This window comes from Streptomyces sp. RLA131 (assembly GCF_056270125.1).
On the sequence record NZ_JBWDOQ010000002.1, the window covers coordinates 3,714,528 to 3,728,851 of the forward strand.

The window sequence follows — 14,324 nt, forward strand, 5'->3', positions numbered from 1 at the left end:
CCCCGCCCCTGATCCCCGCCAAGGAGAGACGCCCCGGTGACTGAAGACGGAGCCCTGCGGACCTTCGGACCGACCGGCCCGGAGGATCCCGCCGGTACGCCCGCGCACCGCCTGGCCGGGATATCCGTACCGTGGCGGGCCGGTCCTTATTTCGCCACCGGTGACCAGGATCCGGTGCCGCTCGGCGAGTACGCCGCCGCGACCGGCCACCGTGTCGGGCGCGAGGAGTGCGCGGCCTGGGCGCGGCTGGGCGGCGACAACGGCTTCGAGCTCGCCGCCGACGCCGAGGGCACCGTATGGGCGGTACTGCTGGACTTCGACGAGGCCGACCGCTTCGTCAACTCCTCCCCCGAAGCCTTCGCCTACGGCCTCGCGGAGTTGCGCGAGGCCCTGCGCGTGATCCTCACCACCGACCAGCCGCATACCGCCTCCGCGGCCTTCGACGGGCTGGCGGAGCGGCTCCGGGCGGGTGATCCGCAGGCGTTCGCGGAGCGGGAGAACTGGTGGCCCCTGGTGCTGGACGACATCCGGGACACCGCGAGCGTCGAGAACTACGCGGCCTTCGAATACGTCGACGCCGGCGGCGACAAGCGGATCGTCACCCAGTCCGGCGCCGTCGCCCTGCACCCCGAGGAACGGCTGTGGGACAGGCTGAACGGGGCCGGAGTCGAGCCGGAGCAGATCCTGCGCGTCCACACCGACCTGGCGCCCTGCTTCATGCCCGGCCACTACTGCTCCATGTGGCTGGCCCAGGCCCTCCCGCACGCCGCGATGACGCACAACTTCCCCTACGGCGAGTCCGCCGAGTCACGCGCCGAAGGAATCCGGCGACTTCGCGAGAGCGCCGACGGACCGGCGGCCGGCCAGTGAGTACCGCGCCCACGGGGCTCGCCCCGGACATCACCGTCTGGCCGCCGCTGAGCGGAGTCACGGCGGCCCACGGGCCGGCACTGCTGAACTGGGCGGCCGACACCTCCCCGGGCCGCCCCAGGCTCTGCCTGGTCCGTGGCGCCAGAAGCAGCGGCAAGAGCCAGTTGCTGGCCTGGTTCCTGATGGGTTCGGCCGCCCATCCGCGTACCACCGTTCACGCGGCGGTCCTTTCGGCAGGACTGTTCGCGGACGCGTTCGCCTGGGACCTGGGGCGGCAACTCGGCTACGGCCCGCTGTCGCCGGCCCGGCTGCTGGGCCGCCTCGTGGCCGATCAGCGGCCCCTGCTGCTGCTTGCGCCGGACCTCCACCGCTCCGGGCGCGGTCCCGCCGACCGCCCGGCGGCCCGCCCGGCGACCCTGGTCCAGGAGCTTCTCGTCCCCCTCCTGGAGCTTCCGCAGACCCGGGCCGTCGTCGAGGTCGGGAACACCGGTCTCCTCGACGGCTGGGGAAACGCCGAATCCGTCGAGACTGTCGACGTCGGCGACACACCGTACGGAACCTACGCCGAGCCCGTGCCACCGGCCCGGCTTCCCCGCACCCCCGACGGCCGCCCGCTCTGGGACCAGGCCCCGCAGTCGCTCCGTGAACACGCCCTCGACCAGGCGCTGCTCGCCCCCGACGCCGAGCACGCCGTGCGTGCGCTGCTCACCGATCCCGGGTTCCTGCTCCACGGCTCGGCCGTGTCCATCGCGGCCTGCCTGGCCGACGAGCGCATCGCGGCCCCGCCGGGACTGCGGCGCACCTGGCGACCGGCCGCTCCACAGCTGTCGGACACCGAGCACAGCGACACCGAGCGCGCCGCCCTCCTCCACGCCGCCGCGCTGGGCGCAAGTCCCGCCCTCGCCGGCTATCTGCTGCCGCTGGCCGAAGGTCATGTGTTCACGGCCGTCTGGGCCCGGCCGGACGCGACCGTGACCGCCCTGGCACCGATACCGGGCGGACAAGGGGAGTTGCTCGCCACCGACCCGCTGGGCGGCGCCACCCTGCTCGACGCGGACACCGGCCGGAGCACCGCCCCCGTCCCGTCGCCGGGCACGGCCCGCCCTCAGGGCATCGCCGTACGCCACGACCACGCCCTGTCTCTGCTCCTGCTCGACGACAGCGGCGCGCTGCTTCCCGCCGGGGTGGATTTCACCGGCGTCCTCGGCCGCATCGCGGCCCACCACGGGCAGGCCTCCCTCAGGAACCCGGACCACAGGCCGACCGCCCTCGGCCAGTGCCCGCACAGCGGGATCACGGTCGTCGGCGACGAACAGGGAAACGTCCACGTCTGGGACCCGGGAGCCCCCCGGGACGCCCCGCTCTCCCGCGCCCTGCACCCGTCCCCCGTCACCGCCGTGGCCTGCCTGGCCCTCCCCGGTGACGGCGACGACGGGGGGCACACCCTCGTGATGAGCGCGGCCATGGATGGCACGGTCCGGCTCTGGGAGACCTCCGCCGACCCCATGCCGGCCCCCGTCGAACAGCGCCCCGCCCTCGTCACCGCCATGACCGCCGCCCGGACCGCCGACGGCCCCGTCCTCGCCGTCGCCTGGAACGACGCGACCCTCCACCTCTGGCACCTCCTGACCAGCCGCGTTCGCCCCGTCCCCCTTCTCGTCCCGTGCCAGGCGCTCGCCCTCTCCCCCGCCTCCCGCCTCACCGTCGGCGGCCCCGAAGGCGCCTACGCCCTCAGGCTCGACACCGCGCGGCTCTGGGACTGACGGCCCGACGGCTCGTCGAAGCGAACGGATCACGGTCAACCCGACCCGTCGGACCCGTCGGCGGCCCCGCACAGACCGGCAAGCCGCTCCAGGCGTACACCCCGGACCTTCTCTCCCGGGAAGCCGCCGAGCCCACCCTCGCGGAGACGGCCACACGAGAGGAACGTGAAACCCGCACCGAGCTCGATACGACCGGCATCGGCGTAAGCCGCACAGGCGGCGGGGGCCGCTCAGGCCTTGAGGTAGGCGAGCACCGCGAGCACCCGTCGGTGGCCCGCGTCCGTGGTGGGCAGTCCGAGCTTGCTGAAGATGTTGCCGATGTGCTTGTGGACCGCGCCGTCGCTGATGGTCAGCAGGCTGCCGATCGTGGCGTTGGAGTGGCCCTCGGCCATCAGGCCCAGCACCTCGCGCTCGCGCGGGGTCAGGCCTCGCAGCGGGTCGTCGGCGTGGCGGCGTACGAGCAGTTGGGCGACGACCTCCGGGTCCATGGCGGTGCCGCCGGCCGCCACCCGGTGCAGTGCGTCGAGGAAGTCGGCGACCTTGCCCACGCGTTCCTTGAGCAGGTACCCCACACCGCCGGTGCCATCGGCGAGCAGGGCGGTCGCGTAGCTCTCCTCGACGTGCGCCGAGAGGACGAGCACCGCCAGGCCCGGCAACCGTCTGCGTGCCTCGACGGCGGCGCGCAGCCCCTCGTCGCGGTAGGTCGGTGGCATCCGGACGTCCACCAGGGCGATGTCCGGGCGGTCCGCCGCGAGGGCGGCCAGCAGGTCATCGGGGTTGTCGACGGCGCAGGTGACCTCCAGGCCCTCGGCACGCAGCAGGTGTGTGAGGCCCTCCCGCAGGAGGGCGTCGTCCTCGGCGATCGCTATGCGCACGGCTCAGGATCCCACAGGGATTCCGACCCGCATGACGGTGGGTCCGCCGGGAGGACTGTCGATCCTGGTGGTGCCGTCGAACGCGGCGACCCGCCCCTGGATGCCCACGAGTCCGGTGCCGAGCGCCTCGTCGGCGCCGCCGTGGCCGTCGTCGGTGACCTCGACGACGAGCAGGCCGCTCTCGTCGCGCAGACTCACGGTGATCCGCTCGGCTCCGCTGTGCTTGACGGCGTTGGTGAGCGCTTCGGCCACCACGAAGTAGGCCGCCGCCTCCACGGCCGCCGGGGCGCGCGGCATGGGGTGTTCGTCGAGGGTGCACGGGATCGCGCAGTGCGCCACCAGCGAGGCCACAGCGCCCGGCAGGCCCAGGTCGGCCAGGACCGGCGGGTAGATCCGCCGCACCACCTCGCGCAGTTCGGCGAGGGCGTCGGTGGCCGCGTTCTGCGCGGTGAGCACCATGGGCAACGCCGAGTCGGGGTCGCGGCGCAGGGCCCGTTCCACCATACCGAGGTGCATGACCACCGCGACGAGGCGGTTCTGCGTGCCGTCGTGAAGGTTGCGTTCGATGCGCCGCAGTTCGGTGCCGTGTGCCTCCAGCGCGGCCGCCCGGGTCGCCGTGACCTCGGCGAGCCGTTCGGCGAGCGACGGCTTCGGTGGCGCGAGGCGTGCCGCGCTGACTTTCGCGTACCAGCGGGCCAGCCGTGGCACGAGGAGGACGCCCGCCAGGCCGTACCCGGCGGCGGTGGCCAGCGCCAGGGCCGCGTCGCCCCACGACCGCACCGGGACGGCAAACGTCGTACTGGCGTTGGGAATGAGCGGCCAGAACCCGGTCACCACCAGGTTCTGCAGCGCGCCGGCCACGGATCCGACGGCGACGGCTCCCACCCCCAGGCCGACGGTGGCCTGCAGCGCGAGCCAGTTGGCGTCACGGCGGGCGTGGCGGCTGGCCGCCACGCCCGCGACACCCTGCTCCGTGGCCGGTGGTGACGGAGGGATCGGGGTGCCCAGGAAGCGACCGGTTCGGTCGCGTTCGCCCGCCGCGAGCCGGCGGGCGATCCGTGTGACGCCGGGGAGCAACGGCAGTGTGACGACCAGCGCCGTGCTCAGGACCATCCCGATCAGCACGAACAGGGCCTGGAGCCCGACGACCGCGCCGAAGGCGAGGAACCGCCATGCCTTCGGCCACGGCCGGTCCGCGGCACGGTCTGTCATGGTGACTGCTCCTCGGTCGACGGCGCAGGGGATGCGGGCCATGGTGGCATGCGCGGCGACCGGTCCTGCGCGACGGACCCCCGGCCTTCGGCCGGGCTCGTCCTCAAGCGCCGCACGGACCCGGTGAACGTGCCCGGCCACCGCGCTACGCACCCGAGCCGACGGCGTCGACAGGGCGGCCGCGCATGGCCGCGCGGGCGGCGAGCACGATCGAGGAGAACCCGATCACCCCGGTCGCCAGCACGATCGCCCCGTACACGAGCGGTTCCACGGCGGGCAGCGCGCGCCCGGTCGTGGCGATGCTGATCCCGGTCAGCGGCACGATCGCGACCGCGGTACCGATCGCCGTGGCCGCGGCGACCACGATCGCGGCTTCCAGCGCCATCATGCGCCGTACGTGCCGGCGCTTCGTGCCGATCAGCCTCAGCATGGCGAACTCGCGCCTTCTCGCGCCGGTCGCCATCACCAGCGTGTTCACCACGCCGATGACCAGGTACAGCAGCAGCAGGCCGTTGCCGATGAGGTTCGTCGAGGACTGCTGCCTCTGCTGCTTCTGCTGGGCGGTGGAGAACGCGGACCTGTCGAGCACGGTCAGGCCGGGAAACCGCGCCGACAACCCGCGCAGGGCGACACCGGTCCGGGTGAGGTCCGCGCCGTCGGCGGCGGAGACCAGGACCGAGTCGTCGAGCCCGCTCGTGGTGTGCTCGGCGAGCAGGTCGTGCGGGGCTGTGACGTCGCCGAACCCGAGCCCGTTGGCGTAGAGCGCCACCACCCGCAGACTCCGCTTCGTGCCGTCCCCGAGGTAGAGGTGCACGGTGTCGCCGACCTCGGCTCCGGCGGTCCCGGCGGCCGTCCTGCTCAGCGCGACCGTGTCGCCGCGCAACCCGTCCAGGGAGCCCGGCCCCACCGCGAGATCCATCGTCGTCCCCACGTCCTCCGGTGCGATTCCCTGCGCGGCGAAGGACTCGGTCTCGACGTCCTGGAACATCCGGTACTCCAGCAGGACTTGGCTCCGGACCACCGGCAGCGCGGACCGTACTCCCGGCACTTTCCGTACGGCGTCGACGACGTCGGGGGACAGACCGGACGGGCCGCCCGACAGGACGAAGCCGGCGGTCACCCCGGACTTGACCTGGTCGGCCGCGGCGGCCTCGGCGGTGGTGATGCTGAAGATCTGTACCGCCGCCATGGCCAGGGCGAGCGCGAGCGGCACGACGGCTCCGCTGAGCCGCCGGGCGTTCGCCCTGGTGTTGGCCACCGCGAGGTATCCGCTGATCCGCCCGCGGTTGAGCAGCGGGGCGGCGAAGGCGGTGGCGATCCGCATGAGGTACGGGCCGAGCAGCGCGGTGCCGGTCATCAGCAGCAGTACCGACCCGGCGGCGCTGCCGACGGCGGCCATGCCGGGCACCACCCTGGGCAGCACCGTGCCCGCGACCACGCCGAGCGCGAGGAGGATCACGCCGAACGCCTTCCGTACGGACCCGGGCTCCGCGCGGTCCACCGCCGCCTCGCCCAGCGCGTCGACGGGGTTGGCCCGGGCGATGCGCCGTACCGTGAAGTAGCCCGCCGCCCACCCGCCGAGCACGCACAACAGCAGTGCGGCCACCGCGGGGAGCGGGCTGTACGCGAGTTCGAGGTCGGGCGGCAGTACGCCCGCGTCGGCGAAGGCGTCCCGCAGCAGCCCCGCCGCGGCAAAACCGGGCAGGCTCCCCAGCAGGCCCCCGGCCACTGAGACCAGGAGCAGCTCGGCGCCGATCATCCGGTGGATCTGCCGCGGGGTGGCCGCGATCGCCCGCAACACGGCCAGTTCCCGGCGCCGCTGCTGGATGGACAGGCCCAGGGTGGCGGCGACCACGAACAGGACGACCATGGTGACGGTCCCCATGAGCGAGGCCGACAACGCGGTGAGGACCCCCCGTGCCTGGCCCACGTCGAGGAATTCGACGTCTCCGAGGCTGTGTCCGGTGTAGGTGGTCACGGGGACGTCGCCGCGCAGCGTCCCGCTGATCCGGGCCGCCAGTTCGTCCGCGTTCACTCCCGGTGCGGCGAGCACCCCGACAGCGGTGATCCGATCCGGCCGACCGGACAGCTCGGCGGCCAGGGCGTCCGTGACGAACACCGCGGACTGCCGGTGCAGTACGGGGGCCGAGACGAGCCCGACCACGCGGTAGTCCGCCGGAACGGAACCGACCGCGATCCGAGTCGTGTCCCCCGTGGACACTCCGGCCCTCGCGGCGAGCCCCACGTCGAGCACGGCTTCGCCCGGTCCCCGCGGCTGCCGGCCGGCGGTCAGCGTGAACGGCGCCAGCTGGGCCGACGACCAGCCGTGTGCGTACACCGGGACGCCGGCGCTCACGACACCCCCGCCGCGGGACGACACCGTCACCTCGACGCTGCGCTCGGGCACCGCTTTCCTGACTCCGGGCACCCGCGCCACCTGGTCCGCCGTTCCGGTGGGCAGCAGGACCCGTTCGGCGAACGGGACGGACGGGTTGTCCGGGACGTCGAGGGACTGTCCGCCGCCGGCCACCACCGCGGCGGCCGCGTAGCGTTCCGCGGGGACACCGGACCGGAGGCCGGATTCCAGCAGGACACCACTGGCGGTGATCACCGCGGCGCCGAAGAACAGCGCGACGAACGCGGCGACGAACCCGCCACGACGAGCCCTGATCGTGCTCCAGGCAAGGGAGAACATGGCTCACACCTCCCCGAGGTGGGTCATCCGGTCGGACACCTGCGCGGCCGTGGGGTGGTGCAGCTCCCCGGCGATCCGGCCGTCGGCGAGGAAGACGACCGAGTCGGCGTACGAGGCGGCGACCGGATCGTGGGTCACCATCAGGACGGTCTGCCCGAGCTCCGCGACCAACTGCCGGAAGAGTTCCAGCACGTGGCGGCCGGTGCGGGTGTCGAGCGCGCCGGTGGGTTCGTCGGCGAGCACCACCTCGGGCCGGTTCACCAGAGCGCGGGCTATCGCGACCCGCTGCTGCTGGCCGCCGGACAGCTGGGAGGGACGCCGGTCGAGCCGGTCGCCCATACCGACCCGGTCGAGCAGCTCCAGCAGCCACGCGCGGTCGGCCCGGCGCCCCGACAGGCGCGGTACGAGCCCGACGTTCTGCTCGACGGTCAACGCCGCCATCAGGTTGTAGGCCTGGAAGACGAACCCGACCCGCTCGCGCCGGACTGCCGTGAGCGCGGCCTCCTTCAGCCCGGACAGCTCGACGTCACCGAGCCGGACACTTCCGGACGTCGGCCGGTCGAGCCCCGCGGCGCAGTGCAGAAACGTGCTCTTGCCCGATCCCGACGGGCCCATGACCGCGGTGAACGTGCCCCGGGCGAGCCCGATGGACACCTCGCGCAGCGCGGTCACCGCACTCTCCCCGCTGCCGTACGTCTTGGTCACGCGGTCCAGGCGCAGTGCGCAAGTACCGGCCTGTTTCGTGGTCAGGGTGCTGTTCATACGAGGTTCCCTCCGCTGTGGACAGACAGTTGCTCTACGGTCCGGTGACCGCCGCCGCCGACGAAGGCGTCCGGTCAGCCGGGGAGGAACTTCGGATGCCGGTGTGCCGCATCCCCTGCTCGGCGGTGCCGGTGAACCCGAGCCTGCCGCGGGTGGCCGCGATCGCCAGAAGGGAGAGCACGCCGAACCCGACAACGGAGCCCCAGGCCCAGCGGGGATCGTCTCCGGGGAAGATGTCGGACCACGCGACCGACTGGAAGTTGTTGACCGTCGAGTGCAGCAGCATGATGAGCGGCACGCTCTGGCGCCCCTTGTTGAAGACCAGGGTGATCACGACGCTGATCTCGACCGCCATCACGACGAACCGCCCGACCACCACGGGATCGAACCCGCCACCGCCCCAAGGGGTGAAGAACAGGGGCAGGTGCCAGCCCGCCCACAGGACGCCGAGGATCAGCGTCCCCACCAGCGGGTGGTGGCGGTTCTGAAGCCGCGTCAGCGCGAAGTCACGCCAGCCGGGCTCCTCGGCGAGACCGGTGGTGAAGAACTGGACCACCAGCATCGGCAGGTAGGCCGCCAGCACGATGAGCGACGGAAACCGCAGCGCTTCCGCGGCGCCGGGCATTGCCAGCGTGCCGAACACGACGGTCAGGGGGACCCCGACCAGGGCCAGTGCGTACCACCGCAGACCGGCACGGACCTGGAACAGCCGCTTGCGCCACCGCCTGAGTCCCTCCCGGCCCTCGGTGAGGGCGGTGACCGTGAACGCCGCGGCCAGTGGGCCGAGATACGCCCCGGGCAGCACCGCCGTCAGCTGGTTGGCGATGTCGGAGCCCGGATACCGGAAGTCCAGGACACCGAGCCCGTCGAGCGACAGTACGTACGGCGCCCAGGCGAGCCAGCTGATCCCGTAGGCGAGCCCGAAGAACGAGATCAGGGGGTAGTGGAGGACCAGGGTCTGCCAGCGGTTCGAGTGGGCGCGGGCGGCGTCCGCGGGCGGCGTTGAAGTCATGCCCCAAGGCTAGGAATCGATCTCGCGGAAGGCATTGCAGCGCAGGGGCGTCCTGGTGGTAGAGCCTGCTCTACCACCGCCGCTTACCGGGGTGCACGATGGTGGTCACGAACGTGACCACGCGAAGCCGGCGGCCGTGCCGCGGGTGCGCTGTTCGAGCAGGGCGCCGTTCGCGGTCGAGGCTCCGGCGACGCTGACGCACTTGCCGCTGTGGCGGGCTACGGGCTGGTGGTACCCGTCGCCCATGTCGACCCACTGGAAAATCTGGTTGGCGCCGGAGGAGCAGGGGTACTGGATGAGGGCGGCGCCGTCGGCGGTGGACCTGCCGGCCACATCCAGGCACTTGCCGCTGTTGAGGCTCTCGATATGGAAGTAGCCGTTGCCCATGTCGGCGAAGCGCCACTGCTGCCAGGGCCTGCCGTTCGAGGTGTACTGGCCGATCTGCGCGCCGTCGTCGGTGTTGGGGAGCTGGACGTCCATGACCTTGCCGCTGTCGCGGTTGGTCACCCGGTAGTACGTGCGCACTTCAGCACCAACGCACAGCGTTCCACGACCCGTGAACGGCTGGGCGGTTCCGGTGCTCAGGAGGGAGGCGGCGCTCAGAGTCCGCGCCCGGTCGGAGGTCTTGTCGGCGAAGGCGTCCAGGAGCAGGGCACCGACACGACGCGGTCCGTCGAGGGCGCCGATACCGAAATCGGTGCCTCGCCCCGCTGTACGGGCGAGTGCACGTGCGGCGCCTCTGCAGGGCAGGTACCTGTCTGATCCTGAAGCAAGAGGATCTTCCGCATTCCAGGGGTTCCTGATGTGAGGAGTACGTAGGCTGCCGTGCAACGGCGAGTGCGGGCATCACCGCACCTCATGCGCCTCACGGACAGTATTTGATCGCGGGGGACGGAGAGTTCGCGGTGCGCGGAGAAGTACTTGAGGGTCGCTACCGGCTGGTGGAGAAACTCGGGGCCGGTGGGATGGGTGAGGTCTGGCGGGCCGTCGACTCGCGTCTCGACCGGGAAGTCGCGGTCAAGACCATCACCCAGGGTGGGGACGCCGACAGGCAATTGACCGAACGGTTTCGCAGAGAGGCCCGCACTGCGGCGCGTCTGGCGCACCCGCATATCGTGACCGTTCATGACCATGGCGAAGCCGAGCTTGGTGGTCGTCTCGTACTCTTCCTGGTGATGGAGCTGGTCCAGGGGCGCTCCATGGCCTTCCGCACCACGGAAGAACTGAGTGTGGCTGCGGTGGTGGCCTGGGGCCTCCAGATCTGTGACGGTCTCGCGGAAGCACACCGGATCGGCATCGTTCACCGGGACATCAAGCCGGCGAACATCATGGTGTTCGGTGAGGGGGAGCTCAACGTCAAGATCTGCGACTTCGGTATCGCCCGGCTGGTCGAGGATTCCGGGCCGGGGCTGACCGGAACCGGCGCGGCGATCGGGACCCCGGCGTACATGTCGCCGGAACAGGCTCGCGGAGAACTCAGCATCGATGGACGCAGCGATCTGTACTCGCTGGGCTGCCTGCTGTACGAGCTCCTCTCCGGAGTCCCGCCGTTCAAGGGAGCCGGGTGGTCACTGCTGGCTCAGCACATCAGCCAAAGGCCGGAGCCGGTGAGCACGCTGCGTCCTGCGGTGCCCGACGATCTCGACCGGCTGATCCTGGATCTGCTGCACAAGGATCCGGACCGGCGGCCGAGCACCGCCGATGAGGTCAGCCGTCGGCTGTCCGGTGTGCTGGAACATCTCGGCAGCGCTCCCCGAGAAGCGGTGGAGTTCGCCCAGGCCCCAACCGCCGACGCCACCCGCGCACAGCATCCGGAGCACGCGCCTTCACGGCCGGCTCCGCGGCTCACCGAGCCGGATTCACCGAGGGCCGATCGTGTACAGACGATTCCGAGGACCGGGCAGATCATATTCCGGAGTGGGCTGCTCGCTGCCGGACTCCTCTATGCCCAGTTCGCCCTGCTGACCGACTGGACTCCGGTCTGGACCGCGGTGCTGTGCGTGCTGGCCTTCGCGACGGTCATGATAGCGGCGTATCTCGGGGCGCCCGTCAAGGACAGCGAGAGCGAGGTGGATCCAGCCGTATCCTCCACCTGCATGGCACTGTTGTGCGCGTTGCTCACGGCAGTGTTCCTCCTCATATGGCCCCCGGCACCGTGGTGGACGGCGCTGCTGGCCGGCGTGCTTGCCGGGCCATTGTTCATCTTCAGCGCTGCCGGGATACGAAGGGCCGTCGAGTCAGCAGTCCGCCGCGGCAGGTGGCAGGCCGAGGTCGGCACGACGTGCGGTCTCATCAACGGGGTCGTACTGGCAGGGCTGTTGGCCGCAGGACCGGAGCTTCCTGTTCTCATCGCGATCCTGTCCGGCATCGCGGCATGGGCGGTTGTCGCACTTCTGATCGCGTTCCTCCTTCCTCGCGCGGCGGGTCAGGTCGCTCAGGAAGGGTAAGCGTGGCTCCGCCAACGGTTCTGACCACGCTGCCAGGCCGGCAGCAAGCCGGACGCCCGGATCAGGAGTCCCAGGCCACTGTCCTGGCAACCCACTCGGGTACTGCTGCCCTCCCGAGAAGCAATGGCCGCAGCTCGGGCCTCTTGGAGTCCCGAACGGCCACGCACGTTCCAAGGCCAGCCAGCTCGACGCAGTCGTTCGCCCCCCCCGCTGCAGGAGCTCTTCCGCCAACGCGGGGAGAGTGCCGCAACACGCCCCTCTCCGGCTCGGCCTGGACCCGGACCTCGCAGGAATCCCGGTCGATCAGCAAGTAGACCGAAAACCCGGTCTCCGCGTAAGCGCGCGGCTTCCCCTCCCGATCCCGCTTGTCAGTGACGGTGTGAAGGGCCCCTCACAGGCACTCAGGCGTACGGGAGAAGCGTTGCTGTGTCCAGGTCGAAGTCGAACGGTTGGGGGATGTGGAGGGTTTCGCCGAAGTCCACGTCCTCGCGGCGGTGGTACTTCTTGCGGTCAGGGTGGCTGAAGAGGGTGACGGTCTTCAGTCTGGCATCGACCACGAGGTACAGCGGGATTCCCATCAGCGGGTAGTCTCTGACCTTGCCCACCCAGTCGTTTTCGGGGTTGGAGGGCGAGACCAACTCGACGGTGATCGCTGCGGCTTCGGCGGGGACCTGGTTGTCGGTGGTCTCCAGGACTTCGGCCGGCAGGTACGTCAGATCGGGGTTGCGGCTCTTGCCGACACCGGGCGAGATCAGGTCCGTGTTCTCGCTCGGCAGCAGGTCGGCCGGGGCGTGCGCGTCGAACTGGCGCCGCACTACCAGGAGATTGCGCTGGTGGATGCCGGAGGGGCTGACTATCATGACAATGATGTCGCCGGAGATCTCGGCCTTGAACCCGTCCGGCAGACTCCTGCGGGCCTCGTCAAGGAGTGCGAAGTGCTGCGGGTCCATGCTGCTGCGCCTCCTTGGAGCGTTCCCACCACCCTTCGAGGATAGCGGGAACTCGCGGCCTTTCCCCACCGCAGCCGGTCGGAACGTGCGAGTGGCCGACGAAGCGGATCGCCGCCGACGGCTCCTCCCCTTGACGGGCTTCACCCCCGAGGGGCTGCCGTGCTTCGGCGCAGCACCGACTCCGGCGCCACCGGCACCCTGCCCGCGCTCGGCCGGGAGCACTTCGTCCTCGAAGGCGGCCGGGTGCCCGCCTGAAGCTTCCTTTTGACCGTGGACACGGCCGGCAACCCCGGCCACCCGCATCGGTCGCGCCACCCGCGCGCGGTTCACCGCCGGCCCGTTCTCCCGCAGCTCACGGGTAATGCGCGGGACCCCGTACGCGCCCTTCGTGCCGGCGTGGATGGCCCGGATCTGCTCGGTCAGCTCCGCCTCACGCTCGACCCGCTCCCGGCGGGCCGGCGCAGCGAAGCGCCAGCGGTAAGCGGCGATGTGGATCTCCCCGGGCACACGCTCACGGTCACTACGCAGCTCGTCCAGGACGGCTGAAAAGTCGCGGAGTCGGACCCCAAGACGGACAGCGGCTTCCGCGTGATCGCCCTCGATGACAACACCGTCGGCGTCCTGGAGCGGGCACCGCAAGCAGCAGCATGCGGACGGGGCGGAGTGGGGCACTGCCTGGGTGGAGACCGGCCGGCTCTTCACCCAGGAGGACGGTTCCCTCCTCCATCCCGGCAAGATCACGGACTACCTCGAGCGCCTGGTCGCATCGTCCGATCTGCCGCCGATCCGGCTGCACGACCTCCGCCACGTGGCGGCGACGCTGATGCTCGCCGCCCGGGTGGACGTCAAGGTCGCGTCCGACACGCTCGGGCACAGCGACACCGGGATCACGCGGGACATCTACCAGAACGTCTTCCCACATGTGGCCAATAACGCCACCAAGGCGACCGCCCAACTGGTCCCCCTCAACGGAAGACCGATGTCGATGTCCGCTGACCGTGATCCGTCAGTACATCGAGGGCCAGCAGCGGCCTGTCTGACCGTCAAGACGGAGGCGCAGAGCACTCCGGCGACGCTGCGCGCCTCCGCGCCAAGGATGCGTTTCCCTCCCCGGCTCAAGCCGGGGATACCCACGCAAGATCAGGGATGGCCTCTCCAGCCATGCAGGGGACCTGGGCGAGGGCTACTGGGGGTCACCGGACCGGCAGCATTCCTGCGCCACCGAGACGAAGGCCAGCTTCGCGCGCGTGAGTTCGTCGGGTCTCTCATGGCGTCGCAGGCAGTCGACGAGGTGTTGCGCTGCGGCGGCGGCATCCGGCGGGCCTTCCAGGAGTACTCCGCCCAAGGTGCGTTGCAGCAGGACGTCGTCGTCGGCTTGGCCCCGCCCGTTCCGTTCGGTGAGGATCTTGGCGTCCGCGGCTCCGAGGAAGTCCGCGTAGGTCTGGCGGCGGAGGGCGAACTCGCGGTGGCCGGACTCGGCGCGGAGCGTCATGCGAACCGATTCGAGCAGCGCGTCCGCCTGGCGGTCGCCGGCGTGCCGTGCCGCAGTGGCCTGCCGGATGCCGGCGCTGCGGGCGTACCAGCCGGTGACGACGCTGCCCGCGATCGCCGATCCCGCGGCGATCAATGCGATTCCCCAGTCACTCATGCGGCCATCCTCGCGATCAGCCACGGCATGCCACACCACCCTTGCCGAATGTGCGGCGTGGATCACTCCCGACAGCCGTCGGACGCCGAG

12 protein-coding genes and 3 pseudogenes are annotated in these 14,324 nt (G+C 71.2%); 4 read left to right on the plus strand and 11 right to left on the minus strand.

The features are described from left to right. Window positions 1-36: 36 nt before the first annotated feature. Together RWE79_RS17770 and RWE79_RS17775 are read left to right on the plus strand one after the other, a co-directional pair. On the plus strand, window positions 37-870 hold the full coding sequence (locus tag RWE79_RS17770) for a nucleic acid/nucleotide deaminase domain-containing protein (RefSeq protein ID WP_475941061.1): 834 nt from the start codon (window positions 37-39) through the stop codon (window positions 868-870). Next, window positions 867-2,633, plus strand: a complete 1,767-nt coding sequence (locus RWE79_RS17775; RefSeq protein ID WP_475941062.1) for a WD40 repeat domain-containing protein — start codon at window positions 867-869, stop codon at window positions 2,631-2,633. Before RWE79_RS17770 ends, RWE79_RS17775 begins: the two co-directional genes overlap by 4 nt. A gap of 230 nt (window positions 2,634-2,863) precedes the next feature. Here RWE79_RS17775 and RWE79_RS17780 read toward each other — a convergent pair whose 3' ends face one another. The 6 genes from RWE79_RS17780 to RWE79_RS17805 all read right to left on the minus strand — a co-directional run bounded on the left by RWE79_RS17780 (window position 2,864) and on the right by RWE79_RS17805 (window position 9,714). Further along, complete coding sequence (locus tag RWE79_RS17780) at window positions 2,864-3,508, minus strand: response regulator (protein ID WP_475941063.1); 645 nt, start codon at window positions 3,506-3,508, stop codon at window positions 2,864-2,866. Window positions 3,509-3,511: 3 nt separating this feature from the next. Further along, entirely contained in the window at window positions 3,512-4,720 is a 1,209-nt protein-coding gene (locus tag RWE79_RS17785; RefSeq protein WP_475941064.1) for a sensor histidine kinase, read from the minus strand. 145 nt (window positions 4,721-4,865) lie between these two features. Then, on the minus strand, window positions 4,866-7,415 hold the full coding sequence (locus RWE79_RS17790; protein ID WP_475941065.1) for an ABC transporter permease: 2,550 nt from the start codon (window positions 7,413-7,415) through the stop codon (window positions 4,866-4,868). A 3-nt stretch (window positions 7,416-7,418) separates the two neighbouring features. Further along, a complete protein-coding gene (locus tag RWE79_RS17795) occupies window positions 7,419-8,177 on the minus strand; it encodes an ABC transporter ATP-binding protein (protein ID WP_475941066.1) in 759 nt (252 codons plus the stop codon). A 34-nt stretch (window positions 8,178-8,211) separates the two neighbouring features. Beyond that, window positions 8,212-9,189, minus strand: a complete 978-nt coding sequence (locus RWE79_RS17800) for a CPBP family intramembrane glutamic endopeptidase (protein ID WP_475941067.1) — start codon at window positions 9,187-9,189, stop codon at window positions 8,212-8,214. 105 nt (window positions 9,190-9,294) lie between these two features. Continuing rightward, a complete protein-coding gene (locus tag RWE79_RS17805) occupies window positions 9,295-9,714 on the minus strand; it encodes an RICIN domain-containing protein (protein ID WP_475941068.1) in 420 nt (139 codons plus the stop codon). Between the two features lie 380 nt (window positions 9,715-10,094). Between RWE79_RS17805 and RWE79_RS17810 the strand changes: the two genes are divergently transcribed. Beyond that, entirely contained in the window at window positions 10,095-11,636 is a 1,542-nt protein-coding gene (locus RWE79_RS17810; protein WP_475941069.1) for a serine/threonine-protein kinase, read from the plus strand. 61 nt (window positions 11,637-11,697) lie between these two features. Here the strand turns inward: RWE79_RS17810 and RWE79_RS17815 are convergent, their stop codons facing one another. The 4 genes and pseudogenes from RWE79_RS17815 to RWE79_RS17830 form a co-directional block, all read right to left on the minus strand. After that, window positions 11,698-11,889, minus strand: a complete 192-nt coding sequence (locus RWE79_RS17815) for a DUF397 domain-containing protein (protein ID WP_475945896.1) — start codon at window positions 11,887-11,889, stop codon at window positions 11,698-11,700. Continuing rightward, a pseudogene (locus tag RWE79_RS17820) lies at window positions 11,890-12,009 on the minus strand (Uma2 family endonuclease); the annotation flags it as partial. 28 nt (window positions 12,010-12,037) lie between these two features. Continuing rightward, window positions 12,038-12,586: a Uma2 family endonuclease gene (locus RWE79_RS17825; RefSeq protein ID WP_475945898.1), complete on the minus strand. Its 549-nt coding sequence runs from the start codon at window positions 12,584-12,586 to the stop codon at window positions 12,038-12,040. Between the two features lie 276 nt (window positions 12,587-12,862). Then, window positions 12,863-13,288 (minus strand): annotated as a pseudogene (locus RWE79_RS17830) (IS3 family transposase); the annotation flags it as partial. On the opposite strand from RWE79_RS17830, the pseudogene RWE79_RS17835 reads away from it, so the two are divergent. After that, window positions 13,188-13,439 (plus strand): annotated as a pseudogene (locus RWE79_RS17835) (hypothetical protein); the annotation flags it as partial. The pseudogenes RWE79_RS17830 and RWE79_RS17835 overlap by 101 nt on opposite strands. Before the next feature lie 330 nt (window positions 13,440-13,769). On the opposite strand, the gene RWE79_RS17840 reads toward RWE79_RS17835, so the two are convergent. Continuing rightward, window positions 13,770-14,234: a hypothetical protein gene (locus tag RWE79_RS17840; RefSeq protein WP_475941070.1), complete on the minus strand. Its 465-nt coding sequence runs from the start codon at window positions 14,232-14,234 to the stop codon at window positions 13,770-13,772. Between the last annotated feature and the right edge of the window lie 90 nt (window positions 14,235-14,324).